The 16,830-nt window shown below is 38.5% G+C and carries 14 protein-coding genes; 9 read left to right on the plus strand and 5 right to left on the minus strand.

Annotated features, from left to right (window positions below):
• Positions 1-16 precede the first annotated feature (16 nt).
• The 4 genes from CDZ88_RS06460 to CDZ88_RS06475 all read right to left on the minus strand — a co-directional run bounded on the left by CDZ88_RS06460 (position 17) and on the right by CDZ88_RS06475 (position 4,041).
• On the minus strand, positions 17-1,006 hold the full coding sequence (locus CDZ88_RS06460; RefSeq protein ID WP_100372766.1) for a DUF2777 family protein: 990 nt from the start codon (positions 1,004-1,006) through the stop codon (positions 17-19).
• Positions 1,007-1,054: 48 nt separating this feature from the next.
• The gene (locus CDZ88_RS06465) at positions 1,055-1,993 is read right to left on the minus strand and encodes an MBL fold metallo-hydrolase (protein ID WP_100372767.1); all 939 of its coding nucleotides are present in this window, start codon (positions 1,991-1,993) and stop codon (positions 1,055-1,057) included.
• A 93-nt stretch (positions 1,994-2,086) separates the two neighbouring features.
• The gene (locus tag CDZ88_RS06470; RefSeq protein WP_100372768.1) at positions 2,087-2,998 is read right to left on the minus strand and encodes a hypothetical protein; all 912 of its coding nucleotides are present in this window, start codon (positions 2,996-2,998) and stop codon (positions 2,087-2,089) included.
• Between the two features lie 38 nt (positions 2,999-3,036).
• A complete protein-coding gene (locus tag CDZ88_RS06475) occupies positions 3,037-4,041 on the minus strand; it encodes a toxic anion resistance protein (protein ID WP_100372769.1) in 1,005 nt (334 codons plus the stop codon).
• Positions 4,042-4,250: 209 nt separating this feature from the next.
• On the opposite strand from CDZ88_RS06475, the gene CDZ88_RS06480 reads away from it, so the two are divergent.
• The 8 genes from CDZ88_RS06480 to CDZ88_RS06515 all read left to right on the plus strand — a co-directional run bounded on the left by CDZ88_RS06480 (position 4,251) and on the right by CDZ88_RS06515 (position 13,774).
• Complete coding sequence (locus CDZ88_RS06480) at positions 4,251-5,033, plus strand: NRDE family protein (RefSeq protein ID WP_157796491.1); 783 nt, start codon at positions 4,251-4,253, stop codon at positions 5,031-5,033.
• Positions 5,034-5,368: 335 nt separating this feature from the next.
• Positions 5,369-9,955: a glutamate synthase large subunit gene (gene gltB / locus CDZ88_RS06485; protein WP_100374614.1), complete on the plus strand. Its 4,587-nt coding sequence runs from the start codon at positions 5,369-5,371 to the stop codon at positions 9,953-9,955.
• Positions 9,956-10,065: 110 nt separating this feature from the next.
• Entirely contained in the window at positions 10,066-11,553 is a 1,488-nt protein-coding gene (locus CDZ88_RS06490; protein WP_100372771.1) for a glutamate synthase subunit beta, read from the plus strand.
• A 98-nt stretch (positions 11,554-11,651) separates the two neighbouring features.
• A complete protein-coding gene (locus CDZ88_RS06495) occupies positions 11,652-12,302 on the plus strand; it encodes a YpjP family protein (protein WP_100372772.1) in 651 nt (216 codons plus the stop codon).
• Positions 12,303-12,457: 155 nt separating this feature from the next.
• Positions 12,458-12,844: a hypothetical protein gene (locus CDZ88_RS06500; protein WP_100372773.1), complete on the plus strand. Its 387-nt coding sequence runs from the start codon at positions 12,458-12,460 to the stop codon at positions 12,842-12,844.
• 97 nt (positions 12,845-12,941) lie between these two features.
• A complete protein-coding gene (locus CDZ88_RS06505; protein ID WP_100372774.1) occupies positions 12,942-13,193 on the plus strand; it encodes a hypothetical protein in 252 nt (83 codons plus the stop codon).
• Between the two features lie 10 nt (positions 13,194-13,203).
• Positions 13,204-13,389 carry a hypothetical protein gene (locus CDZ88_RS06510; RefSeq protein WP_100372775.1) on the plus strand — a complete coding sequence of 62 codons (186 nt, stop codon included), beginning with the start codon at positions 13,204-13,206 and terminating at the stop codon, positions 13,387-13,389.
• 16 nt (positions 13,390-13,405) lie between these two features.
• Positions 13,406-13,774, plus strand: coding sequence for a kinase-associated lipoprotein B (locus CDZ88_RS06515; protein WP_100372776.1), 369 nt, complete (start codon positions 13,406-13,408; stop codon positions 13,772-13,774).
• A 17-nt stretch (positions 13,775-13,791) separates the two neighbouring features.
• On the opposite strand, the gene CDZ88_RS06520 is transcribed toward CDZ88_RS06515, so the two are convergent.
• Positions 13,792-15,468 carry a PucR family transcriptional regulator gene (locus CDZ88_RS06520; protein WP_100372777.1) on the minus strand — a complete coding sequence of 559 codons (1,677 nt, stop codon included), beginning with the start codon at positions 15,466-15,468 and terminating at the stop codon, positions 13,792-13,794.
• A 173-nt stretch (positions 15,469-15,641) separates the two neighbouring features.
• Between CDZ88_RS06520 and CDZ88_RS06525 the strand changes: the two genes are divergently transcribed.
• Positions 15,642-16,826, plus strand: a complete 1,185-nt coding sequence (locus CDZ88_RS06525; RefSeq protein ID WP_442857085.1) for a cystathionine gamma-synthase family protein — start codon at positions 15,642-15,644, stop codon at positions 16,824-16,826.
• Positions 16,827-16,830 lie beyond the last annotated feature (4 nt).

Genomic DNA, 16,830 nt, shown 5'->3' on the forward strand with positions numbered 1-16,830 from the left:
TGCTGGTTTTCTGATTTTATAAAGATTTTTTATTCGTCATATTTGATACATACGTTACAACCGATCGCTTTCCGCAATCTGATGTGATTTCAAAACGGTCAAATATTTGATCGTTTTCTTTTTCATTTAATTCGCGTTCATAGTGATGTTGAATGATGACTTGACCATTCATCGACCGATACGTTAAAAAATTCACCCCTTTAAATGAGGTCTGACCAGTAGCTTCTAGTAATTGTAAAAGTAGTGAATTGTGACAGTCGATTAAATGATGATGAGTTAATCCGTACTCATTTAAATTATGTTCTAATAATTCAAGAGAGGAGGGGTCTAACTCGTTTTTTAAAATGAAATAAGGCTCGAATTGCTCCTTACTAATATAAATGCGATCGCCTTCGATCGGACGGTGGTCTTCTCCTTCGTGGCTCGTGAAGATACCTTCCCCTGTATAATAACCGAACATTTCTTTTTTCTTTAGTATCCATTTAAATTCAAATGGACAGTCAGATAAATCAAGTGTCGTTTCATGATCATCAATTAATAAGAACCTAGAACCACTTTGATAAAACGTATAAGGAATATACGTAGAGACTGGTTCTTTTTTAACATTTAAGTAATCATTAAGATTCATCTTGTTGGCATATTGTAAATAATAATTCTCTTTTGAAGACAGTTTCTCTTTTTCTGAGAAAATTGTTGCGAGCTCTTTTGCGACAGCTTCGGCATGTGACTCTTCAAAGGAAGTTGGTAATTGATAATCTTCGAGTAAAACGAGTTTTGATCCTAAACATTCAACAGTCTCATCTTTCTCATAAACAGGAGGTGAAATTGAACCATCTATTGACTGCTCCTTAGGAAGTTCAAGGACATATTGAATGTTCACTTTTCCACGCCACGGCTTTTTTGGTTCAATCATGACATCGACTAACTTACCAACGTATTGACCACTTGAAGAAAGGTTGATTAACACAAGCTCTCCGATATGTTTTTGTGCTTCTCTACGGTTCATAATAAACCCTCACTTTGCTACAACAAACAAATTAGCTCTTTGTTCTGTTTAGTTTTTTTTGTTTAAATAATCTAAAATGCCCATTGAACACACTTGCAGATCTAGGCGAATATGTTGATAGACCAAATGGTCACGTGCGACATTTTGCTGGTCGAGTTCTTTTTGCACAAGCGAAAGTAAGTTCTCGGCTAGATCTTGCACACTTCCACCGTTAAGTTGTACCTTTTTACCTTGCACTACAAAAATAGGCAACCACTTTTCGATATGGCGATACACGTTTTCAGGAGCATGCGATGCATTAAAATGACCGAAATAGATCGTGTCTACTTTTAACTCTCTCACTCGCTCTAAGGATGTTATCATTGCGTCTGGATCAAATTGATTAGGTGATGTCGAAGGTAGAATGAGTTCAATGCCTACTTTTGCAAGTGGCTCATAGCGAACACCTAATGTATCACCAGTGAATATACCATTAGAACTTGAGTCATGTATGCTGAAGTGATGAGCTGCATGTCCTGGTGTATGTAAAAAGGTAAGTGTACATGAATCACTTAATGCTAATGTATCTCCGTCTTCCATAGATTGAAGTCTGTTTTCGTCGATCGGTAAGATAGGATCAAATAGACGGTCAAACTCATCTTGGTAAACAGCTTTCGCACCCTTGATCAATCGGGATGGATCATGTAGATGTCTCTTTCCACGAGGATGAACAATAACCGTCGCTTTTGGACAATGTTTTAAAAGGAGCCCAACCCCACCAGAATGATCCAGATGAATATGAGTGACAATAATGTATTGAACATCTTCAAGATCTAGTCCTAATGCCTCAAAACCTGTGATGATATGTTTAACGGATGGACTTGGACCTGTTTCAACAATAGTTAATTTGTCTTCTTGAATGACGTAACTACCCGTACGTTCGGGCATATCCATATCAAATCCATCAATTAAAGAAATACGAGGTGATAATTGTAGTGGTTCTATCATATTTTCTCCTCCTATATTAACAAAAGACCCTTACTAATAGTGTAAGGGTCAAAGGTTTAGAACACAAGTAGAAACCTCCTGTGCTGCGCGTATTTATCTTTTACGTTCTTCTTCATATCGTAATTTTTGTAGTTTAAGAAGGTGATTCATTTTTTCTAAACGTTTCTTCTCCAATTGTTCATGAAACGTCATTAAGGTCAGTTCCATTTGAGATAGAGAAACAAAAACATTTTCTTTATGATCTAGTTGATGTTTGGTTGATAAGGATAAGAACGTATTCAGAAGTTTTGGAATGTCTTCATTTAACATCCTCCGCACCGTATGTTTTTCTTCATAATCCAGCAGTTCAAAGTCGCCTTCAAGCTTGTCAATTTGCTTAAGTATTCGAGTCAGTCGGTTCTCAATCAATGGATCAACTGAAAAACGTTTTAGAGCATCTAAATAACGTGTTGACTCCTGTTGAAGTAAGCGTAAATCTTGCTGTGAGCTGCCTTTAGAAGGCTGAAAACTTTGAAGTTCTTGAACCGTAAAGCGAGCACCAGGACCGTTTGAATAAGCCTCATCTAAGCGGTGTATTCGGTAAAAAATTCCGGAAAAAAGAGGAGACTCGGCAATAGATCGCACATGAGCTCGTCCGTCTTTTATATAATGAATGCTAGCCTCTTTGATCGAGCCTACACCATTTTTTGCTTTCATATACTTGCGATGACATGTAATGATGATCCTTTTATGAATGGCCGAATCTGTATATTTTGTATCGTTTAATTTTATTGTAATGTATTTATGAGTTAGCTTTATCTTGATTTTAGATTCTTTTCTTTTACGCGTAACCGTCCGTTGTTTATTTTCCCCATTCGCTTTTTCAATCAAATTCCCTAAAAGATCCTCTGCTTGATGAATAAGTTTCTGTGTCGCTGAATCTTTTAAGAGGTGCTCTTCCACTGGCCTCTTGTGGGCTGGGGTGAGAAATCGTAGAAACGGGGAGTCAAGAAATGTTCGGTTCAAAATAAGTCACCTCCTAGCTTAGACAAATAAGACAGTCATTATTTATCAAGTAATTTCGTTTGCATCTCTTTGTTTAACGTGTCCATCTCTTTAATAAACTCTTTCCCACTTGTAACGATACGTTCGTTTGATTGTTCTGTTAACTCGATTGCTTCAAAGACATTTTGATACGCTTTTTTGAAGGCGTCTAGGGCAATGGCAGGTTCTTCTAGCGTTTTCAGCGTCTGTTCTGTGTTTTGTTTGAGCATTTCTGAATTAGAAAGGAGCATGGATTCTGTCGCTTCATTCACATTACGAACGGCTTTGATCACTTTTTGCTGGTTATTTAAAGCTAGTTGAATCGAAGCAGTCACAGTAATGATATTTTTTGTCATCGTAATGGCATTAAAAATCGCTTCCTCAAGCTTTTCGTTATTCTCAATAATCAAGTCAACGGATGCTAATGATTGCTGTAAAACCATCACAGCTTGAGACATATTTTTTACACGGGATACAACTTTCAACTGTCCTTTTTTTAATTCGTTTGGATTGTCTTTCCATTGTTCTGACGTCATTTCTTCTTCAAGCATCGTGTGAAGTTTATTACCAGCTTCAATTTGATTATTGAGGTTTCCAATTCGTTGTCTGGCAACATCTTTTAATTGTTGAAGCATGATTGTATCTTCTTGTAATTTATCTTTTCCGCTTAATAAACCTTCAATAACTTGTTCTACTTGCGCTTCAACGGTCTGATATTTTCGTGCATATTGTTCAATCGGACTTCGACGTAAAAGCTTATTTGTCCATTTTTTTAGGGTACTTTCGTTTAAATAATCTGGTTCGAGTTTACTAACGACTTCTTTTAATTGATGCAATTGGTTAGGTAATTGATTCGATTGATCGTTCATCATTTCTCTAACTGGTCGTTTTAATGCTTCAAGCGATTCGCCTGCTTCGCGTTGTTCATCCTCACCTAGAGAATTGAGAGATTGTAAAAGGGAATGAATGTCTTTCTTTTCTTTATATGTATTAAGTAAATCTTGATTTTCTTTTTTATCATTCATTTGTTGACTCCTCCTAAAACATTACTTGTTCTATTTACGTACATATATAAGATTAGTTTCAAAAATTAGCTCTGATATGGACGGATGCATCGTTCGTCCTTCTATTATGAATCAATTAATAAAGAATGACAATGAATCAAAGCACTTGGCAGCTCAATTGTTTGGCACATCTATTCCGGAGATCTATAATAGAAGGAGGAGGGATGACGATGTGTTTACTTGTTTTAACAATTGACATGCATGATGAATACCCATTAATTGTGGCAGCTAATCGCGATGAATTTTATCAACGACCAACCAAAAGGGCTCATTTTTGGTCGGATGGTTCGGAAGTGTTTGCAGGGAGAGATGAAGAACGAGGGGGAACGTGGCTCGGTGTGACAAATAAGGGGCGGTTTGCAGCCGTAACAAATGTGAGAGAGCCAATAAATGAAACAGAAACAAAGGAGTACATATCGCGTGGAGATCTTGTGAAAGTTTTTTTGCAATCGAATCATTCAGCAAAAGATTATATGGAAACGATAGCAAAGAATAAAGACGACTATCAAGGGTTTAATTTAATTGTAAAAGAGGGTAAGGAAATCTATTACTATTCAAACCGAATTGATGCCCCCAAAAAATTACATAAAGGCACGTATGTTTTGAGTAATGCTACCTTAAACGTTGAATGGCCTAAAACAAATACATTGAAAGAAAATGTTAGTGTGCTTCTTAAACAATCTCTAGATAAAGATCAATTAATAAATGGATTGATAGAGCAGCTTCAAAACAAAACAAAGTATGACGAACATGATTTACCTGTCACTGGAGTAGGCAGAGAAACTGAACGACTTCTTTCTACGGTTTTTATTACCAGTGAAACGTATGGTACAAGAGCGTCAACCGTTGTGTTAGAGAAATCTAGTGAAGATTTTTGTTTCGTGGAGCAAGGGTACGGTCCTAATGGGATAAAAGAACATCGTGTAGTTCAACATGTTTTAGTCAAATATTAAGGCCTGGCTAACCCCATTACAATCCTGCTTTTATATAGTAGGAAGCTCATAAAAATAAAAGTAGTAATATATTTTTATAAAAAAACATTATCAAAAGCATATAAAATGTATAATTATGCATAAAAAACTTTCTGATATACATACATATTCTTTGGAATGGTAAGATTTTATTCTATAAAAAACGCAAGAAGCCTTAAAGTAAGCGTTTTCATTTAAAAAGTCAATTAATAGGAATTTGCCGAAATGTCAGAAAAATGATATGATCTTGTATATTAGCTCAAATGAATTTTGGGGAGAGTTGATTGATTTTACTTTTTGGAGAAAGGTTGATGCTCATGCAGAACGCTAGATATCCTAAAAAACAAGGCCTTTATGATCCTCAATTTGAACACGATAATTGTGGTATCGGTTTTTTGGCACATATAAAAGGTCAACGATCACATAAAGTCGTTGTAGATGCACTTCAAATTCTGCGGAATTTAGAGCATCGCGGAGGACAAGGTGACGAAGTGAATACTGGTGACGGGGCAGGGATATTACTACAACTTCCTCACCGATTCTTAAAAAAGGTATGTGAAGCAGATGGAATGTCACTACCTGAAGAAGGGTACTACGGCGTCGGGATGCTGTTTTTGCCACAAGACGAACAATTACGCGAGCATTGTGAAAGAGAAGTCATTACTAAAGTGAAAGATGAAGGTTTGACTCCTCTAGGCTGGCGTACTGTTCCAGTGGACGATTCAATGCTTGGCAATGCGGCAAAAACAGCCATGCCATATATTCGTCAACTTTTCATTAAGAGAGATGAAAGTTGTACGGATATTCTTCAGTTTGAACGTAAATTATATGTAGTTAGAAAACTTGCTGAAAACGAACTTGCCAAGCAAATGCCTATTGATCAATCGTTCTATTTTGCAAGTTTATCAAGTAGAACTATTGTCTATAAGGGAATGTTAACGACCGAACAAGTAAATCAATTTTATTTTGATTTATGCGATGAGGATTTTGATACAGCCATTGCTCTTGTTCATTCACGCTTCTCAACAAATACTTTCCCAAGCTGGGAGAGAGCTCACCCGAACCGTTACATGATTCATAATGGGGAAATCAATACGTTAACAGGAAATGTGAACTGGATGCATGCGCGTGAAGCGATGTTTAAATCGTCCATGTTTGGTTCAGACCTTGATAAAATACATCCAATTGTTGACCAAAGTGGAAGCGATTCCTCGATGTTTGACAATACGTTAGAATTTTTATCGCTTGCTGGGCGTGAAATGGCTCATGCTGCGATGATGATGATTCCGGAACCTTGGCAGAATGATCCACATATGAGTCCTGAGAAAAAAGCATTTTACCAATTTCATAGTACATTAATGGAGCCATGGGACGGACCGACTGCGATCTCTTTCACTGATGGAACGAAAATCGGTGCCTGTCTTGATCGTAACGGATTACGACCTGCTCGTTATTATGTTACAAAAGATGATTACATTGTCATGTCATCAGAAGTAGGGGTACTAGATATTGACCCGGCGAATGTCCTTTATAAAGAACGTCTTCACCCAGGTCAAATGCTCCTTGTTGATACGGCGGAAGGTCGCATTATTCCAGATGAAGAAATTAAACATCAAATCGCGACAGAATATCCATACGAGGAGTGGGTGGGTGAACACTACATCCAACTTGAAGATGTATTAGAAACAGCACATGTTCAAGGTTCTGATTTTCCGAATTTGTTGGAACGTCAACTGGCATTTGGCTACACATATGAAGAGTTGTCCAAAGTGATCCAATCTATGGTCACAGAGGGTGTTGATCCTGTTGGTTCAATGGGGTATGATTCACCGCTTGCCGTGTTATCAAAGCGTTCTCAATTATTGTATAACTATTTCAAACAATTGTTCGCTCAAGTAACGAACCCTGCGATTGACTCGATTCGAGAAGAGATCGTAACCTCGTATGGAACGACAATCGGAGCTGAACGTAACTTATTAGAGCCAGACCCAGAAAGCAGTCGTCATATTCATTTGCCATATCCGATTTTAAACAATGAGGAATTAGCAAAATTACGACACAATAAACTTAATGACTTTAAAGCTGTGACATTACCAATTTTATTTAAATCTGACCATGCGTCTAACAACCTTGAAAATGCGTTAAATGACTTATTTAAACAAGCTGATTTAGCGATAGAGAACGGTACGACTTTATTGATTTTAAGTGATCGATTGATGGACCGTGAGAATGCAGCGATTCCTGCTTTATTAGCTGTTTCAGGTTTACATCATCATTTAATTCGTCAAGGTACGCGTACGAAGGTTAGTATTTTAGTAGAATCAGGTGAGCCAAGAGAAGTTCATCATCATGCAGTATTGCTAGGATATGGTGCAGAAGCTATTAATCCTTATTTAGTGTTTGATTCCATTGATAAGAGCATTCATGATGGGATTTTAGAAGGATACTCTTATATCGAAGCGGTGAACCGTTACGTTGTTGCTGCGACAAAAGGAATTATGAAAGTTCTTTCTAAGATGGGGATATCTACGATACAAAGTTATCGCGGAGCCCAAATATTTGAAGCTGTCGGTATTGATTCAAGTGTAGTAGATCGCTACTTCACATGGACAACATCACGCATTGGTGGTGTGACTTTAGATGTCATAGCCGAAGAAGTATTGATGAGACATGATCGTGCTTATTCTGAACAAGAAGGCTTAGATCGCACACTTGATGCTGGAGATGATTTACAATGGCGTCGAAATGGTGAGCCACATCAATACAATCCACATACAATTCATATGCTTCAACACGCTTGTCGGAGTGGGAAGTATGATTTATTTAAAAAGTATTCTCAAGCTATTGATGAACAAACAAAAGAACAAACGACATTACGTGGTTTGTTGAAGTTTAAAGAGCAAGTAGCTATCCCTGTCGAAGAAGTTGAGCCAGTTGAAAATATTGTTAAGCGTTTCAGAACAGGAGCTATGTCCTTTGGGTCGATTTCAAAAGAGGCGCATGAAACACTAGCCATTGCGATGAATCGTATTGGTGCGAAGAGTAACACCGGTGAAGGCGGAGAAGACCCAAGACGATTCACAGAAGATGAGAATGGCGATCTGCGACGTAGTGCAATTAAACAAGTGGCATCTGGAAGGTTCGGTGTGACAAGTCATTACTTGGTGAATGCCGATGAAATTCAAATTAAAGTTGCACAAGGGGCAAAACCAGGAGAAGGCGGTCAATTACCAGGGAATAAAGTGTATCCTTGGGTGGCTGAAGTTCGAGGTTCGACACCAGGAGTCGGTTTAATTTCACCACCTCCACATCATGACATTTACTCGATTGAGGATTTAGCTGAGTTGATTCATGATTTGAAAAATGCGAATCCACAGGCGAAAATCAGTGTTAAACTAGTCGCTGGAACAGGTGTCGGAACGATTGCAGCGGGTGTCGCTAAAGGCCGAGCTGATGGAATTGTAATAAGCGGATACGACGGGGGAACAGGTGCTGCTGCTAGAACAAGCATTAAGCATACCGGTCTTCCATGGGAAATTGGTCTTGCAGAAACCCATCAAACACTCGTATTAAATAATTTGCGAGATCGAGTCACGTTAGAAACAGACGGAAAGCTAATGACTGGTAGAGATGTGGTGATCGCAGCTTTACTTGGAGCAGAAGAATATGCTTTTTCAACAGCACCTCTCGTAGTGTTAGGTTGTATTGTGATGAGAGTATGTCATTTAGATACATGTCCTGTAGGAATTGCGACTCAAAACCCAGAGCTAAGAAAGAAATATATGGGTGAAGCTGATCATGTCGTCAACTTTATGACCTTTATTGCTGAAGAAATTCGTGAGCTAATGGCGGAGTTAGGAATAAAGAAGCTGGACGATTTAATTGGACGTACGGATCTACTTGAAACCAATGACAAGATCGAGAATTGGAAAGCCAAACATATTGATTTGACTGGTCTTCTATTCCTACCAACAGAAGGAAAAAGTCGATATTGTACAAAATCACAAGATCATCAATTGGAGCAATCATTAGATGCGCGTGAACTACTAAAGGCATCACAGCCAGCTATATACGAAGGAAAGAAAGTAACAGGATCATTCAAGATTAATAACGTTGATCGAGTAGTAGGTACGATCGTTGGAAGCGAGATTAGTAAGCGCTTCGGTGCAGAAGGACTTCCTCATGATTCCATTCAATTTGATTTCGCAGGTTCAGCTGGTCAAAGCTTCGGCGCATTTGTGCCAAAAGGAATGACATTAAAGCTTTCTGGGGATGCAAATGATTATATTGGAAAAGGATTATCAGGAGGGAAACTAATTGTTCAACCACCTGAAGAGGCGAGCTATCTTGCAGAAGAGAACATTATTATCGGAAACACAGCGTTTTACGGAGCGACTTCTGGAGAAGCGTATATTCGTGGAAATGCAGGTGAGCGATTTGCTGTTCGTAATTCTGGAGCACAAGTCGTCGTAGAAGGAGTAGGAGATCACGGACTGGAATATATGACTGGTGGAATAGTTGTCAATTTAGGTTCGGTAGGAAAAAACTTTGCTGCAGGAATGAGTGGTGGTGTGGCATTTGTTCTAGATGAAAAAGGTATTTTTCCTACGAAGTGTAATCTTGAGATGGTTCATCTTGAGACACTCTCTAATCCTGTAGATGTCGCTACATTGAAATCAATGATTGAAAATCACTTAATCTACACAAACAGTGAACAAGCCAAAAAGATACTATCTAATTGGGAATTGTATGCTACGAGTTTCGTTAAAGTTATCCCGAAAGATTATAAGAGAATGCTAGAAGCGATTGAACGTGTGAAAAGTGAAGGGTTATCTGATCGTGACGCAGTAATGGTCGCATTTGATGAAAACAAAAGCGATAAGTCTCGTGTAGCTGGTAAATAAATTAATGGATGTACTAGAGTGCTACCCGCTCTCTAGTACGTCGTTTTATCTCATTTTATGAAGAATATTGCAAATAAGAGTTGAAAATGATTGTAGTTTGGAGTGATTTGATGGGGAAGCCAACTGGTTTTATAGAGTACCAAAGAGAGAACCCAGTAAAAAAAGATCCATTTGAAAGAACAAAAAACTGGCAAGAGTTTCAAATATTAATGCCAGAAGCAAAATTGCAAGAACAAGGTGCTCGCTGTATGGACTGTGGGGTACCCTTTTGCCAAGCGGGAACATCAATGCCTGGTTCTTCTGATATTGGTTGCCCAGTCTATAATTTGATTCCAGAATGGAACGATTTAGTGTACCGTGGAAAATGGCGCGAAGCACTAGATCGTCTCCATAAAACAAATAATTTTCCAGAGTTTACAGGCCGAGTCTGTCCTGCACCTTGTGAAGGGTCCTGTACAGTAGCTATTAGTGATGACCCAGTTTCAATTAAAAGTATTGAATATCACATTGTTGAACGTGGATTTCAAGAGGGATGGATTACTGCAAATCCACCAAAAAAGAGAACAGGTAAGAAGGTTGCTGTTGTTGGATCTGGTCCAGCGGGTCTAGCAGCCGCTGCTCAGTTGAATAAAGCAGGCCATCTAGTTACTGTTTTTGAACGAGAAGATCGAATTGGTGGCTTGCTAACGTACGGAATTCCAGATGTGAAGTTAGCGTACCAAGTCGTAGAACGTCGCGTGAAGATTCTTGAAGAAGAAGGCGTGACATTTAAAGCAAACACAACAATTGGAGTTGATATCACCTCAGCTCAACTTGAACAAGAGTTTGACTCAGTCATTCTTTGTACAGGTGCAACAAAGCCTCGCGAAGTAGAAGTGGAAGGTCATTCATTAAGTGGCATTCATTTTGCGATGGACTTTCTAACAGCAAACACTAAAAGTCTATTAAACTCTGACCATGAAGATGGGCAGTTTATCTCAGCAAAAGATCAACATGTAATTGTGATCGGTGGTGGAGATACGGGGGCAGACTGTATCACGACATCAGTTCGTCACGGGGCTGCATCGATTACACAATTTGATATTAATCGTCAGAAAGACCCAATTCGTCAACTAGATAACCCATGGCCACTTTATCCTTATGTTTATCAAATGGAAGACGGGCATAAAGAAGCGAAAGCAGTTTATGGAGAAGATCCTCGTGCTTATCAATTAATGACAACGAAATTTGTTGGAGATGAAACGGGTGTGGTGAAAGAACTTCATACGATTGCTGTTGAAACAACGATCCAAGAAGATGGCGTGAAGGTTCGTACACCTATTGCAGGAAGCGAAAAAGTTTGGAAAGCAGACCTCATTCTGTTAGCGGTCGGTTTTACCGGACCAGAACAAGAGCTGATCGAACAAATGAATATTGCTACAACACAAAGACAAACGGTGAAGGCCGATTATGGATCCTATGCGACATCAAAACCAGGCATATTTGCAGCAGGTGATAATCGTCGAGGACAAAGTTTGGTCGTTTGGGCGATTCATGAAGGTCGAGAAGCTGCGAGAGAATGTGATCGTTACTTAATGGGAAGTTCGAACTTACCATAAAAACACACAATATTTTCATTATTTATTCATAGCGTTTTCATAGTTTTCATGAGAAAATAAGATAGAGTAAACTGAAACTATGAAAGGGCGTGTGTACAATGATGCCATGGGTAAAACATGGACTTGTTATCTCATCAGCCCTCCTGACACTAGGACTATTTGTTCCACCAAATGAATACGTCAAAGATGTGCAAGCTCAAGCACCTTCTAAGTCTTTAGGAGAGCGTAGTGAAAACCCACAAGTTTATAAAGTAGATGAAGAAAGTTATGAACTCTACCACGATGTATTGCCATATAGTACCGACCACTATATTCATCGTGATCAATCATCGGCATTAGTCTTCACCGATTATGTCATGAATTATGCGCACGATATGAGTATGTTGAAGTTCGGAGCATCGATCGCAGAAAAAATTGAACGTCCTTTTACTTCGGATATTTTGCCGCAATTAAAAGATGTTTTGAATGAAACAACTAGTAAATTATCACAGGTAGAATGGGAACAAATGAAGTTATCTAAGCATCCTGCCTCAGGTCAAGGTGAGAAGATTTTGCACTTATATAATCAAGAAAGTGGAGAAGACTTATTGCGTTTCCATGTAAGACGAGATCATCCACCAAAACAAGGATATACGTTTAACTTTCATTACCATACCCATATCGACCATTTTGAGAAGCATCATGATCTTGGATCGATTTATTGGGGTAAGGATCAACCACCGAATTGGATGTCAGAAAACCGTGTCTAAAAGCAGACACGGTTTTTTGTAAAATGAGCATTTATTCACTGACAACGTAGAAAAAATATGCTAAAGTGTAACTATAGATGCAGACCATTTAGTCTAATTTCTCACTTAGTTAAGTTATATATAGATCAGTTCGCAGGAGAAATGAGTGATGTGTAGTGGGGAAGCAAGTGTTAATTATTGGATTAGCCGTATTTATGTTTATTAGCGTTTGGATGGTTGTATTTATTCAATTTAATCAGACCGATGAGGAAGCAGTTACTTATACTCCGACAGTTTTAGAGATGTCTGTGGAAAATGAACGAGCATTTCCATTACCTGAATCGATTGATTCCGAAGAGAGTCAATTAGAGACTATTGCAGAAGAAGAAAATTCTGTAGTATTTCTAGAAGAAGGTCAATTGCAAGACGTTCCTCCTACAACTTTACCTGATGGACAAGACAATCAAGGGCTTATTGATTTGCGCAATTTTGATTTTAGTGATATCTCTACACCAGATGGGGTTCCTATTGAAGGGATCTTAAAAAAACTACAACTAAATTAATATATTCATCAATTTTTCAGAATTTCCTTCTCATCTTTTACATACTTTTGGTACGATAGAATGGTAACCAAAGTGGAAGATGAGAGGGGTTTTTTTTATGGAAGCAAAACAAGATTCTGCCTCAAGCCCTTCGTGGGTCAAATGGCTGATTCGAGTGGTGTTAGGATATGTTGCTTTACTTGCCCTTATTTTAGCGGTAACAATTCTTGTCATTTTAATTACATTCACATTAATTGTAATTGATGGAGTAACGGAATCGACACATCTCGGACAATTCTCAGAGCATTATCTAGTGCCAGTATCAGAGTTCATGTGGAAACTCTTTACATGGCTAATTCCAGGATTGTAAGGAGGTAATGATGGAAGAAGGTTTAATATTTGTGCTATTTGCAGTCTTGTTCTTCTTTTTAACAGGTTTATTTGGAGGGCTTGGCATTTATCATGCTCTAAATAATAATAAAAAGCGTGCTATTTGGTTTATGGCTGTAGGATTTATGTGTATCATAATCTTTATTGCCTTTTCCTTTATTGGGGCAATGCAATAAATAGAGGGGGTTCATCTTGATAATCATTCAAGCAAAATATAAAACAGGTGTTTACATTGGTGAATTGTTGGAAAAAAGGGAATTAGAGCAAAGAGGTTTATTGAAAGTGTTAGCGGTATTGAAGCATCCAACACAAGGAGACTTGCATAATCCTAAGAAAATAGACGTACCGATGTTTCATCAACGTAAAGCTTTGGCTGAATTTGAAAAAACGTGGGTGCCTTTAGCGACAATTAAAACGTATAAAGATGAAATTCCACCATACAAACAATCATTGCATAATGCGTGGCAAGCAAAATATGATGAATTAGGAGAACAATCATCAGACTTTGCGAAACGCTCAATTGAACTTTTATTAGAACTGAAAACTGAGTACGGGTTGTAACCCGTACTCGTTTTTTTTTACTCATTGGATTTTGTCGACCAGATTCTTGTGCTTAAATCAAGAAGAAATAAATCATCGGCATTATCGAGCGAGCATCCTGTTAAGGCTTCGATTTTACGTAGACGATAAAGGAGGGATTGCCTGTGTAAGTTTAACGTTCTCGCTGTTTGACTTACATTTCCTTTATGACGGTGGTAGGTCATAAACGTATGGAGAAGATCAATGTTTCGTTCTTTAGAATAATGGATGAGTGTCTCAAGTAATTGAGTCGCCAATTCGTTTAGTTCCTCGACTTGTACGATCGCTTCGATCATACGATCAATTTTTGTATCAGCAAATAAATGTCGGTGGGATCCCTCATTTCGTCTCTTTCCAATGCTTAATGCTTTTTTTGCTTCTTGAAACGTTTCAAAAAAAACGTGGTATCCGCATTGCTTACTGATGCCCCACCGACATTGAATCGTTGGGTATAAAAACATCAAGCGCGCTTCTAGAGCATCGATGTATCGATTAGCCGTTTCGATTGGTTGATCGTGTAATACTTCTAAGAAAATAATTAATTCATTAGCTTGGAAAGTAATCATTGATTTAAGGGTTTGTTTTCTGGCGATTTCTTCTGCTTCATCTTCGATCTGACGAATTTGTTGATGAAGCCAATGGTCAAATCGATCTGTATGGACAGAATTTTGCTCAAAAAATAATTTTAAATGCTCTAAACTTGCAACTAATGATACATAAGGCAAATTTAAGCGATAGCCTAATGACTTTGCACGTGACTGTAGGCTTTCCTCCGATTGTTTCGTACCTTTAGCTAACTCCCATACATAATCATCTCGAAGTAACCATTCGGTTTCTTTGACTGCTTGCTCATGTAAAAAAAAGAGCGCAATTGCTGTTGTCACATGCTTTAATAATCTAATCCACTCAGTTTTCTCTTCTTCTGTAAATGGCTCGATGCCAAAGCCCCCAACGATCAAATACCCTTGCGTCATATCATTTGAAGAGACTTCTAGCATAAGGGCGTGATTAGCCTCGTACATAAACCACTCTAATGAGTCTAATTGATGATAAATCAGGCCACTTGCTTCAAGTCGTCCATACAAGACTTGTTCAATATGATAAAGCAGAGGATTCTCAACCAGGTTGCATTGTCCACGAATTCTTCCTCTATTATCAGATATAACAACGGGGGCTACTAACGTATCGGATACATATTGACACACGTCTTGAATGCTTTTTCTTCGTAATACAAAATCAAGCAATGTTTCTTGAATGTGCTCGATCCGTTTATAATAATGTCTTTTTTTCTCATCAAGTAAACGAAGGCATTGTTTAATAATATCAGAGAATCGTACATGCCAATCTAACTCAATTAAAATAAAGTCTTCCTCTTTCTCTTTCACTTTTCTAATTACTTCATCAGGTATTGATTTTATAAAGGTACCGGTTGCTACTGCAAGACCCGCTGCCCCTGAATTGATCACTTCTTGAACAAACTCGGCAAATAAATGCTCGTCATGGCCACACCCAATGGCGGTTGTCAGGACTAGTTCATGTGGACGTACGAATTGTTCAACCGGTGATTCAATCACAGATACCCATTCAACGATCGGTGTAGTAGTCCCCTTAGAACGATACACCGTTGCTTTTTCTAATAGAGGCAGGGATGTCACTTCATCCATTGTAAGGTTCATACCGAGAACCTCCTTCTTATTATATTGTAAAGGAAAAAAAACAAGAAGAGCAATATTATTTTGAATATTTGTTTAATTTAACTACAACATGTATGAAAACTTCATACAATTTGTTGAATGATTTTTCTCTATCAAGAAACGTATGATGAAATTATAGAAAGGGGCGGATGATGTTGAAGGAGCAATCGTTACAAAATTCAACAAAAAGTGTCTGGTCGGGTGAAAAAGATGCTCTAGTACATGGAGCGACTCAAGTTCCTGTCGTTAACAGTGTGGCATACACGTATGATGACATTGATGAATGGTATGAAGTGGCGATCGGAAAGAGAAAGGGCCATATATACGGAAGAAACACTAATCCGACGGTGCAAGCCTTCGAGGAGAAGCTTCGCATTTTAGAAGGAGCAGATGCTTGCACAAGTTTTTCAACAGGGATGGCGGCCATATCAAACTCATTACTAACCTTTTTAACACCTGGTGACCGAGTCGTATCCATGAAAGACACGTATGGTGGAACAAATAAAATTTTCACAGAATTTCTACCAAGGTTAAACATTGATGTCACACTTGTCGAGACGGGAAACCATGAGCAAATGGAAAAAGAAATAACAAAAGGGTGTCAAATTGTATATTTAGAAACACCAACAAATCCGACGGTAAAAATAACCGATTTAAAGCGAATGTCTAAGGCGGCCAAAGAAGCTGGAGCGATGACATTTGTTGATAATACGTTCGCCACACCAATTAATCAACAACCCCTTAATCTCGGTGCTGATCTTGTCTTGCATAGTGCAACAAAGTTTCTAGGAGGTCATGCTGATGCTCTTGGAGGGGCTGCATGTGGAAATGCTGAAATTATCGAAAAAATTTATCATTACCGTGAAATCAACGGGGCGACGATGGATCCTAATGCCGCCTACTTATTGTTACGCGGGATGAAAACATTAAAGTTAAGAGTTGAGCAACAGCAACAAACAGCTCAGAAAATAGCAGAGTTCCTTCAAAATCATGAAAAGGTAGAAGTCGTATATTATCCAGGATTGCCAACGCATCGGCACCATGAAATCGCAAAAATACAGATGTCAGGTTTCGGTGGCATGCTAAGTTTCGCGTTAAAAGGCGAGTTAGATGCTGTAAGACAATTTTTACCGAAACTTAAACTGGCTCATAAAGCGGCAAATTTAGGAGCGGTTGAAACAACCGTTGGCCCAGCACGAACAACGAGTCATGTTGAAAATACACCAGAAGAACGAGCGGCATTAGGCATTCCGGAGGGTCTAGTTAGATATTCGACTGGAATTGAAGATGTAGATGATCTACTGTGCGACTTGTCACAAGCGTTGGATTCAATCGATTGAACGC

The organism is Bacillus sp. FJAT-45037 (assembly GCF_002797325.1).
GTDB lineage: Bacteria > Bacillota > Bacilli > Bacillales > Bacillaceae_D > Alkalihalophilus.